Origin of the sequence: Bartonella sp. OT172YNZD (assembly GCF_042193725.1) — a bacterium.
In the GTDB taxonomy this organism is placed as follows: Bacteria; Pseudomonadota; Alphaproteobacteria; order Rhizobiales; family Rhizobiaceae; genus Bartonella; species Bartonella grahamii_A.
This window is the reverse complement of sequence record NZ_JBHILZ010000006.1, coordinates 81,666-98,191: the sequence shown is the minus strand read 5'-3', so window position 1 is coordinate 98,191 and position 16,526 is coordinate 81,666. Positions and strand designations below refer to the sequence as shown.

The 16,526-nt window shown below is 38.1% G+C and carries 16 protein-coding genes; 13 read left to right on the top strand and 3 right to left on the bottom strand.

Annotated elements, in window-relative coordinates; genetic code table 11:
- Positions 1–105: 105 nt before the first annotated feature.
- The 13 genes from ACFIJS_RS03905 to lpxB all read left to right on the top strand — a co-directional run bounded on the left by ACFIJS_RS03905 (position 106) and on the right by lpxB (position 14,224).
- Entirely contained in the window at positions 106–945 is an 840-nt protein-coding gene (locus ACFIJS_RS03905) for a cell envelope integrity EipB family protein (protein ID WP_375650154.1), read from the top strand.
- Between the two features lie 163 nt (positions 946–1,108).
- Positions 1,109–1,888, top strand: a complete 780-nt coding sequence (gene rpsB / locus ACFIJS_RS03900) for a 30S ribosomal protein S2 (protein ID WP_375650152.1) — start codon at positions 1,109–1,111, stop codon at positions 1,886–1,888.
- A 124-nt stretch (positions 1,889–2,012) separates the two neighbouring features.
- On the top strand, positions 2,013–2,936 hold the full coding sequence (tsf, locus tag ACFIJS_RS03895; RefSeq protein WP_375650149.1) for a translation elongation factor Ts: 924 nt from the start codon (positions 2,013–2,015) through the stop codon (positions 2,934–2,936).
- Positions 2,937–3,093: 157 nt separating this feature from the next.
- Positions 3,094–3,813, top strand: a complete 720-nt coding sequence (gene pyrH / locus ACFIJS_RS03890; protein WP_375650146.1) for a UMP kinase — start codon at positions 3,094–3,096, stop codon at positions 3,811–3,813.
- A 37-nt stretch (positions 3,814–3,850) separates the two neighbouring features.
- Complete coding sequence (frr, locus tag ACFIJS_RS03885; RefSeq protein WP_375650144.1) at positions 3,851–4,411, top strand: ribosome recycling factor; 561 nt, start codon at positions 3,851–3,853, stop codon at positions 4,409–4,411.
- A 746-nt stretch (positions 4,412–5,157) separates the two neighbouring features.
- Positions 5,158–5,985, top strand: coding sequence for a phosphatidate cytidylyltransferase (locus ACFIJS_RS03880; RefSeq protein WP_375650141.1), 828 nt, complete (start codon positions 5,158–5,160; stop codon positions 5,983–5,985).
- 15 nt (positions 5,986–6,000) lie between these two features.
- Entirely contained in the window at positions 6,001–7,149 is a 1,149-nt protein-coding gene (locus ACFIJS_RS03875; RefSeq protein WP_375650139.1) for an RIP metalloprotease, read from the top strand.
- 202 nt (positions 7,150–7,351) lie between these two features.
- Entirely contained in the window at positions 7,352–9,748 is a 2,397-nt protein-coding gene (bamA, locus tag ACFIJS_RS03870) for an outer membrane protein assembly factor BamA (protein ID WP_375650137.1), read from the top strand.
- Between the two features lie 65 nt (positions 9,749–9,813).
- On the top strand, positions 9,814–10,860 hold the full coding sequence (lpxD, locus tag ACFIJS_RS03865; protein WP_375650134.1) for a UDP-3-O-(3-hydroxymyristoyl)glucosamine N-acyltransferase: 1,047 nt from the start codon (positions 9,814–9,816) through the stop codon (positions 10,858–10,860).
- A gap of 1 nt (position 10,861) precedes the next feature.
- The gene (gene fabZ / locus ACFIJS_RS03860) at positions 10,862–11,329 is read left to right on the top strand and encodes a 3-hydroxyacyl-ACP dehydratase FabZ (protein WP_375650132.1); all 468 of its coding nucleotides are present in this window, start codon (positions 10,862–10,864) and stop codon (positions 11,327–11,329) included.
- Between the two features lie 24 nt (positions 11,330–11,353).
- The gene (gene lpxA, locus ACFIJS_RS03855) at positions 11,354–12,178 is read left to right on the top strand and encodes an acyl-ACP--UDP-N-acetylglucosamine O-acyltransferase (RefSeq protein WP_375650129.1); all 825 of its coding nucleotides are present in this window, start codon (positions 11,354–11,356) and stop codon (positions 12,176–12,178) included.
- A gap of 2 nt (positions 12,179–12,180) precedes the next feature.
- Positions 12,181–13,053 (top strand): LpxI family protein, encoded by an 873-nt coding sequence (locus tag ACFIJS_RS03850; protein WP_375650127.1) that lies wholly within the window; start codon positions 12,181–12,183, stop codon positions 13,051–13,053.
- The gene (lpxB, locus tag ACFIJS_RS03845) at positions 13,046–14,224 is read left to right on the top strand and encodes a lipid-A-disaccharide synthase (protein WP_375650125.1); all 1,179 of its coding nucleotides are present in this window, start codon (positions 13,046–13,048) and stop codon (positions 14,222–14,224) included. Before ACFIJS_RS03850 ends, lpxB begins: the two co-directional genes overlap by 8 nt.
- Positions 14,225–14,244: 20 nt before the next feature.
- Here the strand turns inward: lpxB and ACFIJS_RS03840 are convergent, their stop codons facing one another.
- The 3 genes from ACFIJS_RS03840 to ACFIJS_RS03830 all read right to left on the bottom strand — a co-directional run bounded on the left by ACFIJS_RS03840 (position 14,245) and on the right by ACFIJS_RS03830 (position 16,524).
- The gene (locus tag ACFIJS_RS03840; protein WP_375650122.1) at positions 14,245–15,018 is read right to left on the bottom strand and encodes an amino acid ABC transporter ATP-binding protein; all 774 of its coding nucleotides are present in this window, start codon (positions 15,016–15,018) and stop codon (positions 14,245–14,247) included.
- A gap of 79 nt (positions 15,019–15,097) precedes the next feature.
- On the bottom strand, positions 15,098–15,805 hold the full coding sequence (locus ACFIJS_RS03835; protein WP_375622711.1) for an ABC transporter permease: 708 nt from the start codon (positions 15,803–15,805) through the stop codon (positions 15,098–15,100).
- The gene (locus ACFIJS_RS03830; RefSeq protein WP_375650120.1) at positions 15,802–16,524 is read right to left on the bottom strand and encodes an ABC transporter permease; all 723 of its coding nucleotides are present in this window, start codon (positions 16,522–16,524) and stop codon (positions 15,802–15,804) included. Before ACFIJS_RS03830 ends, ACFIJS_RS03835 begins: the two co-directional genes overlap by 4 nt.
- Positions 16,525–16,526 lie beyond the last annotated feature (2 nt).

The window sequence follows — 16,526 nt, the reverse complement described above, 5'->3', positions numbered from 1 at the left end:
TAATCTATTTTTTGATTTAAGGAAATGTGTGGTTAATTAAGAAATTGGCCTTTTTTGCCTTATTGTATGATGTTATGCAACGGGGATAAAGTTCGGAAGTTGGGAATGATTAGATCATTATTTATAATAATTTTATATATTGTTTTTTTATGTACTGGGAGAGCTGAAGAGCCCATTTTTATTATGCCTCATCGAGCAATTTATGATTTTCATCTCGATAGCGTTTCTCATGAAATGACAATTTCTGCGATGTCAGGGCGGATGGTTTACGAGCTTACTGGTTCGGCATGCCAAGGCTATAGCACACGTTTTCGTTTTATTAGCCGTGTTTACATTGAAGATATGCCGGTACGTTTGACGGATCAGCAGACGACGAGTTATGAAACAGGAGACAGCCGTACATTTCGTTTTAATATTACGGATCAAGAGGGAGAAGAGGTTGCGCATCGTGTCGAGGGGGTCGCGGAGCGTACTCAAGATGGTATTACAGTTACCTTAAAAAAGCCGAAGGAAAAAGAGTATAAGCTTGCAATGGCTGAATTTCCAATGATGCAACTAAAAAATATCATCCGGCATGCAAAAGCAGGACATCATTTTTACAATGTTACTGTATTTGATGGGACAAATAAAGCAGATAAAGTTATAAAAGAAAGTATCGTCATAGGGGAAAAGAAGGCGCTTTTATCTGGTAGCGAAACGGAAAAAGTAAGAAAGTTGGATGAAGAAGAATATTGGCCTGTTACAATTTCTTATTTTGATGATGGAGAAAATAAAGATGGTTTGCCGGTTTATCATAGTAGTTTTCTCTTACATGAGAATGGTGTTATGCGTGATCTTCATATAGATTATGGAACTTTTTCAGTGCGTGCAAAATTGAACAGTCTCGAATTCTTGGAACTTGGAAAAGATTTTAATCAATGTAAAAATGCAAATTTAAATGATTAAAGAAAATGACTTGAAAAAGAATCAAATATTAGTATGTTTGCGCTATTCCACACGCGGAGTTTGGGTGTTTGCAAATGGTTTGTGAGAAAATTCTAGCAAGCATCCGCCGGTAGTAGGTTTTCCTGCTTTTTCCGCGGAGGTTGAACCGGAAAGGATAAGATTTATGGCACTACCCGATTTTACTATGCACCAGCTTTTAGAAGCAGGTGTGCATTTTGGTCACCAGACTCATCGTTGGAATCCCAAAATGACTTCCTATATTTATGGCCAGCGTAATAATATCCATATTATTGACCTTGCTCAGACCGTTCCGCTTTTACACCAAGCGCTTAAACTTGTTTCAGATACTGTTGCGCGTGGTGGTCGTATTCTCTTTGTTGGTACGAAACGGCAAGCATCTGACATTATCGCTGATGCGGCGAATCGTTCTGCCCAGTATTACGTTAATGCACGTTGGCTTGGCGGCATGCTCACGAACTGGAAAACGATTTCCAATTCGATACATCGTTTGCGAAAACTTGACAAAATTCTTGCTGCTGAGGCGCAAGGCTTTACCAAAAAAGAACGTTTAAATCTTGAACGTGATCGTGAAAAGCTTAATCGTGCGCTTGGTGGTATTAAAGATATGGGATCTGTTCCAGATCTTATATTTGTTATCGATACGAATAAAGAAAATATTGCCCTCCAAGAAGCAAAACGTTTAGGCATTCCAGTGATTGCTGTTATTGATACCAATTGCGATCCTGATGACGTAACGCATCCGATACCAGGTAATGATGATGCTTCACGTGCAATTTCTCTTTATTGCGATCTTTTTGCTCGTGCCGCTCTTGATGGTATTGCACGTCAGCAAGGAGCAATGGGTATCGATTTAGGAGCTCAAGTTGATGTGCCTGTGGAGCCTATCTTGGAAGAAAATGCGGTTTCAGAAGTTTCTGAATAATATAAAACGCCTAATTAAGGTACTTTTATTGTCTAATTAAGGTACTTTTATTGTCTAAAGAAGAAGTTATAGGCGTGCAGAGAGATTTTACACGCTTTCACTGTTACAAAATAAAGAGGCAAATATGAGCATTACTGCTGCACAAGTAAAAGAACTTCGAGAACTATCTGGCGCTGGTATGATGGACTGTAAAGCCGCTCTAGCTGAAACCAGTGGTGATATGGAAGCTGCGGTTGATTGGCTTCGTAAAAAAGGAATAGCTAAAGCAGATAAAAAGGCTGGTCGTACAGCGGCTGAGGGATTAATCGGTGTCGTATCAAAAGATTTAAATGCGGTTTTGGTTGAGATTAATTCTGAAACAGATTTTGTTGCACGCAATGCCGGATTCCAAGACATCGTGCGCAATGTAGCAACTGCTGCTTTAGATACGCCGGGTGACGTTAAATCTGTTTCTGTTTCTCTTTATCCAGGTTCTGAGAAGACTGTAGAGCTTACGATTAAAGATGCAATTGGTACAATTGGCGAAAATATGACATTTCGTCGTTCCGCTAAATTGTCTGTTGAGAATGGTGTTGTTGCGACTTATATACACAATAGTGTAGCTGATGGTCTTGGTAAGCTTGGTGTTTTGGTTGCGATTGAAACAACAGGAAATAAAGAGGCAGCTCTTGCTTTTGGTCGGCAGATTGCGATGCATATTGCGGCAACCAATCCGTTAGCGCTTACAGCACAAGATGTTGATGCTGCTGCTGTTGAACGTGAAAAAGCAATTTTTTCAGATCAAGCACGTCAGTCTGGAAAGCCTGAAAATATTATTGGAAAAATGGTAGAAGGACGTATGCGTAAGTTTTTTGAAGAGGTTGTTTTGCTTTCTCAAGCTTTCGTTATGAATCCTGATATGACTGTTAAGGAAGTTTTAAAGGATGCTGAGAAATCAATTGGTGCACCAGCAAAAATTACAGGCTTTATTCGTTTTGCATTAGGTGAAGGTGTGGAAAAAGAGGAGTCTGATTTTGCTGCAGAGGTTGCTGCTGCTGTAAAAGGCTAGTTATTGCAAACCCTTGATCAGAGATTTAAAATCATATCGTTGGTTGTAGAATCTCTGAGGGGAACAATGTAATTGTTGAGAGGGCGTCACGTGAAAAAAGTGGTGCCCTTCGTGATGTCAAAAGCAAAAAGTAAATGTGCTTTTGGGGAGATTATTAATGGCATTAGCACTTCCGTATAAACGTATTCTTTTGAAGGTTTCTGGTGAAGCTCTTATGGGGGGGCAGAGTTTTGGCATTGATGTTTCTGTTGTAGACCGTATTGCTGCTGATATTGCAGAAGTGCGCACAATGGGGATAGAAGTTGCGGTTGTTATCGGTGGGGGAAATATTTTTCGTGGCGTTGCTGTTGCTTCGCATGGTGGGGACCGAGTGACAGGTGATCATATGGGAATGCTTGCAACTGCTATTAACTCTTTAGCATTGCGAACATCTTTGACAAAATTAGGGGTTGAAACTGTTGTACTCTCTGCAATTGCTATGCCACAAATTTGTGAAAGTTTTTCGCAACGTAAAGCAATAGCTTATATGAATCAGGGAAAAGTTGTTATTTTTGCGGGTGGTACAGGAAATCCATTTTTTACCACTGATTCTGCTGCGACTTTACGTGCAGCAGAAATTGGTGCAGATGTCCTTCTTAAAGGAACACAAGTTGATGGTATTTATTCAGCAGATCCAAAGATAGACCCTACGGCTAAGCGTTTTGATCAATTAACACATGTTGAAGTTTTGCAATGGGGATTATCTGTTATGGATTCAACGGCGGTCACTTTAGCCCGTGAGAATAATGTACCGATTATTGTGTATTCCATTCATGAAAAAGGCGGTTTGGCTAAGGTCTTGAATGGAACAGGACGCTTTACAATAGTATCGGAATAAGGGTAAGCTTCAAAGGACAATTGAAGGAGACAGAAATATGAATGTTACATCAATTATGGCTGATCTGAAACGTCGCATGGATGGTGCTATTACGGCTTTTAAACATGAATTAGGTGGTTTGCGGACTGGACGTGCATCGGCCAGTTTATTAGAACCGTTGACTATTGAATCTTATGGTTCTGTTGTGCACATAAATCAGGTTGCTAATATTTCTGTTCCCGAACCTCGGATGCTTTCTGTTTCTGTATGGGATAAAACGATGGTCGGAGCTGTAGAGCGCGCTATTCGCGATTCTGGTCTTGGTTTAAATCCCATAACTGATGGTACGACTTTACGTATTCCTTTGCCTGAGTTGAATGAAGAGCGCCGTAAAGAACTTGTAAAAATTGCGCATCACTATGCAGAGCAAGCGCGTGTTGCTACACGTCATGTTCGTCGGGATGGTATGGACGATTTGAAAAAATTAGAAAAAGATGGTGAAATTGGACAAGATGAAGCCCATAGTTTGTCTGAAAAAGTTCAAAAACTCACAGATGAGACTATTGCTGATATTGATAAAATTTTAGCCGTAAAAGAATCTGAAATTATGCACGTTTAAGACGGTTTTGTCGCTAGAAAAGGATGTTATACTCCCAGCCTGTAAATTGTTTCTATGAATAATAGTATGGAGTGGTGTGCTCTGTGATAGCAAGGTGTGAAGCAGGAAGGTGTTTTATCGTTTTATTATCTTGATATGGTAGAGATTGATTTGAAAAGGCAGATGTTTTAATTTTTTAATCTGCATGGTAAATCACGCCCTTTTCTGGAAGATACTATTAAAAGCATGGTGAGGGCTTTTAGTTTGGCATGTTTTTGTTAAACTGCATAATGAGAGCATTATTAGAAATTATTTCAATATTCTAAGACGAGGGTTGGGTAAAGCATATAACGTAAAAAATAAGCCTAACCTTTCTCTTATTTTCCATTATAAAACATGTGAGTATAATCGATCAAGCAGATGTTATGTTGTGGTGTAATTCGTTTTTTAATGACGAATAGTTGATAGAGAAGTGTTTTTATACGAGACCTATATTATTTAATTTATATGGGGGATAGATAGCTGCTTTTTCATTTTATATTTGAGAAAATATTAAAAAAATATTTTAGGATTAATCTTGATGGAGATTTTTGAAGCTGTTTTCATTGATTATTAGTTTCATAAGCGCTATCTTGGTAGACTGGATTGTTTATAGTAAATTATAAGAGAAGTTTATACAAGTATGAAATAAAAATACTGCGTGGGGAGGTTTTTCTGGCGTCAATTTTAGAGCTTGTATTTTCTATTTTTATCGTTTGGATGTTGTTTTGTCTAATTTGGTTTATCGTGTTCTGACAGCTTTTGTGTTTGGCTTTATTGCGTTGTATCTAACATGGTTGGGAGGAATCTTCTTTTTTTTATTTGTATGGTGTATTGGCGGTTTTGTTCTTTATGAGTGGATGAGTATTACTAAAGAGAAATGGTGTATTTTACAAAAAATACTAACAAGTATCTTTTATTTGATTTTTGGCTTTTTTTTAGTGTTGAGTGTATCTGCTTCATTGATTTTTTGTGTTTTAATCGTTTTGGCTGCGGTGTTGGCTATTATATCTATAAAAAAGGGTGGTTGGGTTTTTTGTGGTTTTTTATATGCATCTTTCCCTGTTGTTGCTTTATGTTTTCTACGGGATCATGAAATGTTGGGGTTCCAAGTTGTTATTTTCTTATTTACGATAGTGTGGGGAACAGATATTGGTGGGTATTTTATAGGACGTGCATTAGGGGGTCCTAAATTAGCACCACAATTTTCTCCTAATAAAACATGGTCAGGAGCACTTGGTGGTACATTTTTCGGAGTTTTCGGTGGTATATGGGTTGCTTTTGGATTTTTTGATATAAATTTTGATATAAATTTAGTAAGTTTTTTTGTACCACTCCTTACACTTGTTTTGTCAATTGTTTCACAATTGAGTGATTTAGGGCAATCATGGCTCAAAAGACGGTTTTCTGTTAAAGATTCTAGTTCTTTATTGCCTGGACATGGTGGTTTTATGGATCGTATAGATGGATTGGTAGGGGCAGCTTTTCTTCTTTATTTAATTGGTTCATTTATGTCTGATATGGATGCGCCTTTTAATCTTTTTAGTATGATCTAATTGGGAGAAGATAGTTTGGGACTTTTAAATCATATCGTCACTATGGGTGATTTTCTTTTAAGAAGTTTGAGTATTCTTTTCATCATTATGATTATCATTTTTGTGCACGAATTTGGGCATTATCTCATTGGTCGGTGGTGTGGTATTAAGGCGTTAATTTTTTCGCTTGGATTTGGGCCAGAAATAGCGAGTTATACAGATAAGCATTGCACGAAGTGGCGTTTAGCACTTATTCCCTTAGGAGGTTATGTAAAATTTGTTGGGGATGAGGAAAAAATCGATACGGTATCATCCCAATCATCTCTGATTGTTGATGGTTCATTTGCTAGTGCGCATGCTTGGAAAAAAGCAGCAACTGTTTTTGCTGGTCCTTTCTTCAATGCTCTTTTTACTGTTGTTATTCTAACATTTTTTTTCTTTATCTATGGTCGTGTAGCCATTGAGCCGGTTGTTGGTTCTTTGGTAAAAGATAGCCCTGCTCTTCAGTCCGGTTTGGAATTAGGTGATCGTTTTGTTGAAATGGATGGACGACGGGTTGAAAGTTTTGAAGATTTGATGAATTATGTAACTTTTCACGGAAGAGAACCCATAGAGTTTAAAATAGAACGCATGGGGCAAGTCTTTACAACGGTGATTACCCCGAAAGTCGTTGAGCGAGATGATGGATTTGGTAATCGAACACGAAGTGCTATGATAGGCGTAGGTGTTCCTGTTGATTTAAATAATCCTGCACATTTAGATCCAACTTATATAAAACATATTCGCTATGATTTTGTAACAGCTGTAAGAGAAGCGTCAGACCGTACTGTGTTTATCACCACTCAAACGGTTCTTTTTATGAGTCGTTTAATAGGAGGCAAAGAGGATCGTTGTCGGCTAAGTGGACCTTCTAAAACCATTAAAATTGCTTGGAAAGTGAGCGAGACAGGTTTTATCTCTTTGTTGAATTTGGCAGCTTTTCTTTCAATAAGTGTTGGGCTTATTAACCTTTTTCCGATTCTACCGCTTGATGGTGGACATCTTTTATTGCATGTCATTGAGGTCATTACTGGGAGGAAAGTATCCGCTAAGATTCAGGGAATTGTTTTTCGTTTAGGTTTTTCTATTTTTCTTCTTTTTATGATCTTTGTCTTTTTTAATGATTATTTTTGTAGATTTAGCTAATTAAATTATAGAAAACGCTTTATAAATTGAGTAATAATAGCAAAAACAAATTGAAGGTTGTTTACCATGTCTGCAAAATGTTGTGGCGTCGTACATTATAATGAGTAATTAAGGAAGAAAAGTCTCGCTGTAAAAAGGTTGTTATGGCAGTTAGCTTTTTAAGGCATCATGTCCAAGGAACAAGAGTAAGGTAAAAAAGCCAATGACTACGAATTCAAAGTTTTTAAATGCGGCATCTGTATTGGTGTTAAAGATAGGGATGATTGCCCCAGCAACGGTTTTTATGTCAATTGCTGCGGTTGGAGAAATACAAGCGTCTGTAGTCCGTTCTATTGAGGTTCGTGGGAATAGGTTTGTAAGTTCTCAGGCGATTCGAGACAATATGGGGATTAAGGCTGGACAAGGGGTTTCCAGTGGTGATGTTGATGATGCTGTAAAGAATCTTTTCGAATTGGGTTTATTTTATGATGTTAAAATAAATCCGGTAGGTGATAAATTGGTTGTATTCGTAAAAGAATATGAGGTTGTCAATCAAATATTGTTTCAGGGAAATAAATCTTTTAAAGACCCAGATCTTAAGCGGTTTATTTCTTTAAAACCGAATGAGCCTTTTAATTCTGGGAAGCTTTCTGCTGATATAAATACAATTCGTGAAGCCTATAAAGCTCTTGGTCGTAATAATATCACTGTTAACGTTCAAACGATTAACCTTGGAAAAGGGCGGGTTAATGTGGTATTTAATGTTATTGAAGGGAAAAAAACAAAGATTGGTGATATCACTTTTAAGGGAAATAGTGTCTTTGGAAGTCGCCGTTTGCGTGATGTGATTTCAACAAAAACTTCAGGAATTTTTTCGAAGTTGTTGGGAGGTGATGTTTACAGTGAAGAGCGCCTCGCTGCTGATGAAGAAGCTTTACGTCGCTTTTATTATAATCGTGGTTATGCAGATTTTCGTGTAGTTTCTTCTAAAGCGACTTTTGATGCAGCAAGCAATACGTATAAAATTTCTTTTGTTCTTGATGAGGGTGCGCGCTATAAAATTAGTGATATTCAGGTTGAAAGTGATGTTGATGGCATTGACATTCAATCTATGAAAAAGGTTCTTAAAACCCAGCCAGGTGATGTTTATAGTGCAGAAGATATTGAACAGTCTGTTGCAATTATTAATAACAAGGTTGCTGATTCGGGATATGCTTTTGCTAAAGTTGAACCGCGGGGAAATCGTAATTTAGCAAATCATACAATTTCAATTTTATATAATATTGAACAGGGTACACGTGCTTACATTCAGCGTATTGATATACGTGGCAATGAGAAAACGCGTGATTACGTCATTCGCCGTGAGATTGATTTAAACGAAGGAGATGCTTACAATCAAACTTTATTACAGCGGGCAAAACGTCGTCTAGAAAGTTTAGGTTTCTTCAAAGCCGTTAATATTTCAATGGTTCCCACAGATCAATCTGACCAAGTTATTTTGGTAATAGATGTCGTTGAAGCTTCAACAGGAGATCTCTCCCTTTCTGGAGGGTATACAACAGGAGGAACAAGTCCTGGTATGTCACTTGAAGTTTCTGTTACTGAACGTAATCTTGGGGGACGTGGTCAATATGTTCGTTTAGGATTAGGTGCGGGGCAAGAAAAATCTCGTAATTATAATTTATCATTTGTTGATCCTTATTTCTTAGGGTATCGTTTATCTGCTGGCGTTGATGTTTTTCGTAGTACTTATCGTGCTGATAAAGCCTATGATGTACGACAGACAGGTGGATCGCTGCGGTTTTCGTTACCTATTAATAATCAATTATCTGCTAATGTAGCTTATTCTTATGTACAGGAAGAATATGATTTTGGTGGAGAGTATGATTTTGACAAAGAGAGTGACGTAATAGAATTATATGGGAAATATTCCGGTGCGATTGTTCAAGCTGCAAAACAAAGCCCTTGGAAACGTTCATCAATTAGTTATGGTTTCACCTATAATACGATTGATGATATGAGATCTCCCCATGATGGGTGGTACGTGCATCTTCTTCAGGAATATGCAGGGCTTGGTGGAAGTGCAAAGTTCTTGAAAACCACGGGTAAGGCGATGATGTACAAGACTCTTTCTGACCAGAGGGATATCGTTGGTTTGCTTTCCTTTGGGGGTGGTTATATCCATGAAATAGGCAAAGAAGGTGTTCGTATTTTCGATATGTTTAAAGCGAATACTGATATGATTCGAGGGTTCAAATATAATGGAATAGGTCCGCGTCAGGTTTCCAGTAAGGGTGAGGTTTATTTCTTGGGGGGAACGACATATATGAATGCGACTGCTGAAGTACAGTTTCCTATCCCTGTTGTGCCTGAAGGGTTTGGGTTGCGCGGTGCTTTATTTGCGGATATTGCCACGCTTTATGGCAATAATTATAAAGCCGTTTTTAAGGGTGAACCGTCTGTTACCAATACCAAAAGTGCTTGGCGTTCATCTGCAGGTGTGAGTTTGATGTGGGATTCTCCGTTTGGTCCTTTGCGTTTTGATTATGCTTGGCCAATAATGAAGCAGGAAGGCGATCGTTTGCAACAATTGAACTTTGGTATTTCTACGAAGTTCTGATTTGAGCGATTTTAAGAAGGAAAAACGTGAAGAAAATAGCTTAAGCGGGGAGAGAAAGTGTTTTGATGGCGGATACATTTTTTTTTACGCCGTCCCGGCGATTGACAGTTGCAAATGTTGCTGAGTTGACGGGTGCAAAGCTTCTTAATCCAGAGTTTTCTCATAAAGTTATCAATACTCTTTCTTCACTTGAGAGTGCTGTGGAAGGTTCTCTTGTTTTTGTAGAGCATCGGAAGTTTTCTGATGCTTTACTGGATAGTTCTGCTGTTGCTGTTTTTTGTACGAATGAGATTGTTTTTAAAGTTCCCGAAACTATGGCAATTTTGGTAACATCCACACCACAACGTGACTTTGCTCAGATTGGTCGTATTTTGTTTCCAGATTCTGTCAAGCCAATGCCTTGGTTGGGACCGAAGGGGATTTCATCGCATGCGCATATTCATCCAACGGCTAAGTTAGCACATGATGTGTGTATTGAAGCGGGGGCTGTTATTGGTAGAAATGTTGAGATTGGTGCAGGAACTCTTATTTCATCCACAGCTGTTATCGGTGAAAATTGCCGTATTGGATGTGACTGCTATATTGCTCCTAAGGTAACAGTTCAGTGTTCTATAATAGGTGATAAGGTTCAGCTTTATCCTGGTGTTTGCATTGGGCAAGATGGTTTTGGTTATGTTGGCGGCGTTTCTGGAATCGAGAAAATTCCACAGCTTGGTCGCGTTATTATTGAGGATGGTGTAGAAGTTGGTGCAAACACGACAATTGATCGTGGAACATTTCAAGATACTGTTATTGGTGAAGGAAGCAAGATTGATAATCTTGTACAAATTGCCCACAATGTAAAAATTGGCCGCTATTGTCTTATTGCCGCTCAATGTGGCATTGCGGGAAGTACATCTATAGGGGATATGTCTCAGCTTGGCGGAGGTGTTGGAGTAGCCGATCACATCATAATAGGCAAATGTGTTCAGATTGCTGCTCGTAGTGGTGTTATGAATGACATTCCGAATGGCGAAAAATGGGGAGGTAGTCCAGCGCGACCATTTAAACAATGGTTTCGTGAAGTAGCGACGTTGCGCAGTATGGGAAAAGTTAAAAAGGAGAAACGCTGATATGATCAGCAGTGAAAAGACTAAAAACTTAGAGACTGTCGATATTGAAAAACTATTATCAATATTACCGCACCGTTATCCATTTTTATTAATCGATCGTATAGTTGATATTGATGGTGAACAAGAAGCTATTGGTATTAAAAATATAACGATTAATGAGCCGCATTTTACGGGACATTTTCCCGCAAAGCCTGTTATGCCTGGAGTTTTGATTTTAGAAGCTATGGCACAAACGGCAGGAGCAATAGCACTTTTAAATTTAGGCAACAAGCAAACAAATTTAGTTTACCTTATGACGGTTGATAATGCGAAATTTCGTAAACCGGTTATGCCTGGTGATCAGCTCAAGATTCATGTTCAGCTTTTGAAAAAAAGATCTGGTATGAGACGTTTTTCGTGTGTTGCAAAAGTAGAAGATGTCCGAGTCGCTGAAGCAGAAATTGCTGCGATGATTGTCGAAGAAGAATAAACGATATTTGATGGGAATTTAAAAATGTCCGGTACGAAAATCCATCCAACTGCTCTTGTGGAAAAGGGAGCGCAGCTTGGTGAGAATGTACGCGTTGGACCATTTTGCCATATTAGTTCAGAGGCTGTTATTGGTGATGAATGTAGTTTGACAAGTCATGTTGTAATAATGGGAAAGACAACGTTAGGAGCCAAGAGTAAAGTATTTTCTCATGCCGTTTTGGGAGCAGATCCGCAAAATAATAAACATAAAGGAGGGGCTACGACTCTTTTTATTGGTAAGAATTGTACGATTCGTGAAGGTGTAACAATGCATAGGGGTTCCGATTCGAGCGTGGGAATGACAGTTGTTGGTGATAATTGCCAATTTTTTTGTTATGCGCATATCGCTCATGATTGTTATGTAGGCAATCATGTAACATTTGCCAATAACGCAATGATTGCTGGTCATGTTACTATTGGTGATTATGTAATTATTGGTGGTGGTGCTGCTGTTCATCAATTTGTTCGTGTCGGACATCATGCATTTATCGGCGGCGTATCTGCACTGGTTGGTGATCTGATACCTTATGGAACAGCTGTTGGTGTGCAGGCAAAACTTGCTGGCCTCAATATTATTGGCATGAAGCGTGCAGGACTTGAGCGTCAAGATATTCATGCACTCCGTCATGCGGTTGCCATGCTTTTTGATCATAGCAAACCATTTAAAGAACGTGTCAGTGATGTTGCTTCTTTCTATTCTTCTTCTCAGTCTGTTGCTGACGTTGTTAATTTTATTAAAGAAGAAGGAAAGCGTTTTTATTGTACGCCAAAATTTGAAGGCAATAGAATAAAAAAACAAAAGGATTAAAAATGCCTATTTTGGGAGCCAGAAGTTTTCTTTCCGGCCGTACTGCTGTTATAGCAGGAAATGGTGTTCTACCGATTACTCTTGCGCAGGCTCTTGAGAAGAATGGAGAGAATCCTTTTCTTGTGCTTTTGCGTGGTGAGGCAGATTCGGTTCTTTATCGCTATGAGCATTGCGAGCTATCAATTGTAGAGTTAGCGCGACTCATTAAAATCTTAAAAGAGGCTAGAGTTTATAATGTTGTTTTGGCAGGTGGTGTGAAAAAGCGCCCACTTCTTAAACAATTGCGACTGGACTGGACAACATTTTTAGCTCTTCCTAAGTTAATCGGAGCTTTGAAGAGAGGGGATGATGCGTTATTAAAAGCTTTTATAGGGGTTATTGAAGCACATGGTTTTTGTGTTGTCGGTGCTCACGAAATAGTCCCAGATCTTTTAGCTCCCATAGAATTTAATTTAACAGTACGGCGTGCTACTCCAAAAGAGAAAAAAGATATTTTTTTAGCAGCAGAAGCAGCAAAGCTTTTAGGTCAATTAGATATCGGGCAAGCCGTTGTCATTGTCCGAGGGAGGGTAGTTGCACTGGAGGGCGCTGAGGGAACTGATAATATGTTGTGGCGTGTTTGTGAGATGCGAGAAAGAGGGCAAATTCCCCTTAAAGGTGGAATTCTTGTAAAATGTGCAAAACCACAACAGGATAATCGCGTTGATTTGCCATCAATTGGGCCTGCGACAATAATGAATATTGCAAAAAGTGGTTTATCTGGTGTTGCGGTGGAGGCAAATAGAAGTCTAATATTATCGGTGAGAACAACAATAGAAAAAGCTAACAAATATTCTCTATTTATAGAGACATTTGAAAAGTTTGGTCATGAATAATTGTTTCTTAAAGATTGCTGTGGTTTCAGGTGAGGAATCTGGTGATTTACTTGCGTCCGATTTAATTTCTTGTTTATCACAACAGATAGGAAGCAGTATTCATTTAATTGGTGTTGGGGGGAGGCATTTAAAGGCATTAGGCTTAAAAAGCTTTTTTGATTCTCATGATATTACTTTAATAGGTTTAAAGGAGGTGTTGAAAAAACTACCATTGTTGTTGCTACATATTCGCAATTTATCCAAATTTATTGCACAAGAACAACCTGATTGTTTAATTATTATTGATAGTCCTGATTTTACGCATCGTGTTGCACAAAAGGTACATGCTTTAGCGCCTTCTATTCCTATCATTAAATATATTGCACCAACCGTTTGGGCATGGAGGCCAGAGCGTGCAAAAGCTATGTCTGGATTTGTTGATCATGTTTTAGCGATTTTTCCTTTTGAAGAAAAGGTTATGCAAGATTTGGGAGGCCCTGCCACAACCTATGTTGGACATCGTCTTTTGACATATCCTCCCCTTTTGAGAGTTCAATCAGAAAAAAAACGCTTGTGTGATAAACAAACATCATCGCCTACATTAGTTATCTTACCAGGATCACGCAATTTAGAAATTCGTTCCTTAATGCCTATTTTTCGAGAAACAGTAGAGATTCTTGTACAACGTATTCCTCATTTACGTATTATTTTACCAACCTTACCACGTTTAGCGAATAAAATTCATGATTTTACACAAGGCTGGAAAAGCAAAGTAGAAATTGTAGTTGGTGAAGATGCAAAATGGCGTGCTTTTGCACAAGCAAATGTTGCACTTGCAGCATCTGGAACGGTTTCGCTTGAATTAGCATTAGCTAAAATTCCAATGGTCCTTTGCTATAAACTTGATCGTTTTTCTAAATTCTTTATTTTCCCTAAAATAATGTTATGGAGTGCAGCTCTTCCCAATATTATTTCTGATAAGCCTATTGTACCAGAATATTTTGACGAATTTCTACGCTCAGGCATGTTAGCAAGACAAGTAGAACAACTTTTGTATAATCCTTTAATACGACAGGCACAACTCGATGCCTTTGAGATGGTAGAACAGAAAATGAAAACTGAAGTACCATCGGGGGTTGTTGGCGCACAAACAATTATCACTCTTTTAAAAAACAGGAATAAAATTGTATAAATAAAGCAATATGTTAATGATTAATATTTAATTTTAGCAAGAAAATTACAAGCACGTTGGCTTTTAGGATTAGTAAAAAATTCTTCAGAGGCTGTATCTTCAACAATTTTTCCATTTTCTAGAAAGAGTATTCTTTCTGAGACTTTACGTGCGAAGCCCATTTCATGGGTAACACAAAGCATTGTGATCCCTGTATCGGCCAATCGAGCCATCACTTCCAAAACTTCTCCCACACTTTCTGGATCAAGAGCAGAGGTTGGTTCATCAAAAAGCATGACTTCAGGTTCCATACAAAGTGCACGGGCAATCGCAACACGTTGTTGTTGCCCACCAGAAAGTTGTAAAGGATATTTTTTACAGTGTTTTTCAATACCAACATGCGTTAAGTAACGAATTGCCCGTTCTTGTGCTTGTTGTTTGGAAAGCCCTTGAACTGTCATAGGTGCTAAAATACAATTTTGTATAACGCTCATGTGGGGAAATAAATTAAAGTTTTGAAAGACCATTCCTATCTTACGAAGAACATTTTTTTGCTGTTGTACAGAAGCGGTATGGATATCAACGTTATGGATACAGATTGAACCTTTTTGGGCTTGTTCTAATTGATTAATACAACGAATTAACGTTGATTTTCCTGATCCGGATGGTCCACAAATAACGATATGTTCACCAGCTTGAACATTAAAGTTGATATCATGTAGGACCTGAAAGTTTCCATACCATTTATTTAGATTTTGAATAGAGATCACAGGGTTTTTACTGGGAGAGATTGATTTATTATTTTTCAAATTCATCTTATTTTATTCTTTCATTGATGAATAACTTGATTAATTTAACATTTTGGTTTGGTAAAGTTTTTTATAATCATTTTATTTACCGTAAATATCGAGTGAGGCGCTGTTCGATAAAAACAATAAAACGATGAATGAGTTCAACGATAAAGAGATAGATAAGAGCAGCCCAAACGTAAACTTGAAAATCGAAAGTCCGTGAATAAGTGAGTTTAGCAACCCCCATTAAATCATAAACAGTAATAAGTGAGGCAATAGCACTGGATTTAATCATTAAAATCAACTCATTTCCTAGGGGGCGTAATGCTACAATTATTGCTTGTGGAAGAATAACTCTAAAAAATGTAACAGAGTTACTTAGACCTAAAGCTTTTGATGCTTCACGTTGCCCAGTTGTTACGGACAGAAAACTTCCTTTCAAGATCTCAGATTGATAGGCAGCAGAATTGAGTGTAAAAATAAAAAGACAACAATACCACGCGTTTTGAAAAAACCACCATAGTCCCACCTGTTGCCAAAAACTGTTCATTGAACCAAGCCCATAATAAAAAAGGAAGAGTTGAGCTAATAAAGGAGAACCACGGAAAAAATAGACATAAGCATTTGCACAATATTGTAAAAATGTATTTTTTGATACACGTGCAAAAGCGATAAGCATACCAAGAAAAAAACCAAGAGAACAAGAAATAGAAACAAGCTCAACAGTAACAATAAAGCCATTAATAAATTTTGGTCCATAATGGCTTAAAAGATCAGGATTGAAAAGGAAATAAAGCCACTCAGGAATCATTGACGTAGCACCTTTTTATAACCTATTTGAGTGTATATTTCCAAATGGCGTAAGATTGCAGCGAAAAACGCTGAAAATAACAAATAGAGTAAGCATGCTACAAGATAAAATAGCATGGGTTTATTGGTAGCAGCGACAGCTAAATTCGTTTGTCGCATGAGGTCAACAAGTGCGATGGTTGAAACAAGGGATGTATCTTTCAGTAAAGTAAGCCAATTATTAGAAAGTCCTGGCAAGGCATTTCGGATAAGCTGAGGGAAGACAATACGAAAAAATGTGGTTGACCGTGAAAGGCCTAAAGCTTTAGCCGCTTCATATTGACCTTTATCAAAAATATTAAATGCTCCAAGCCAAACTTCACAAGAAAAAGCTGCAAGAACCATACTAAGCGCAAGAACACCAGCAACAAAAGCATTGATACTGAACATGATTTCAAAATTAAAATAGTCAAAGACATTTTGAATAAGGCTTTGTAACCCGTAGTAAACTAAAAACAAAGTTAAAAGCTCTGGTAGCCCACGAAATACCGTTGAAAAGAGGCGTGCTATAGCTTTGGCTATCTTAATATTGGATCGAATCATCACTGCATTTAGAAGACCTAGAGGAAGTCCTAGAAGTCCACAACATAATGCCAATGACAATGTCATTCCTGCACTAGAAAGTATAACCGCTCCCCACCCACCATTGCTAAACGATAGCAATGCTAAATTTTCAATCATTC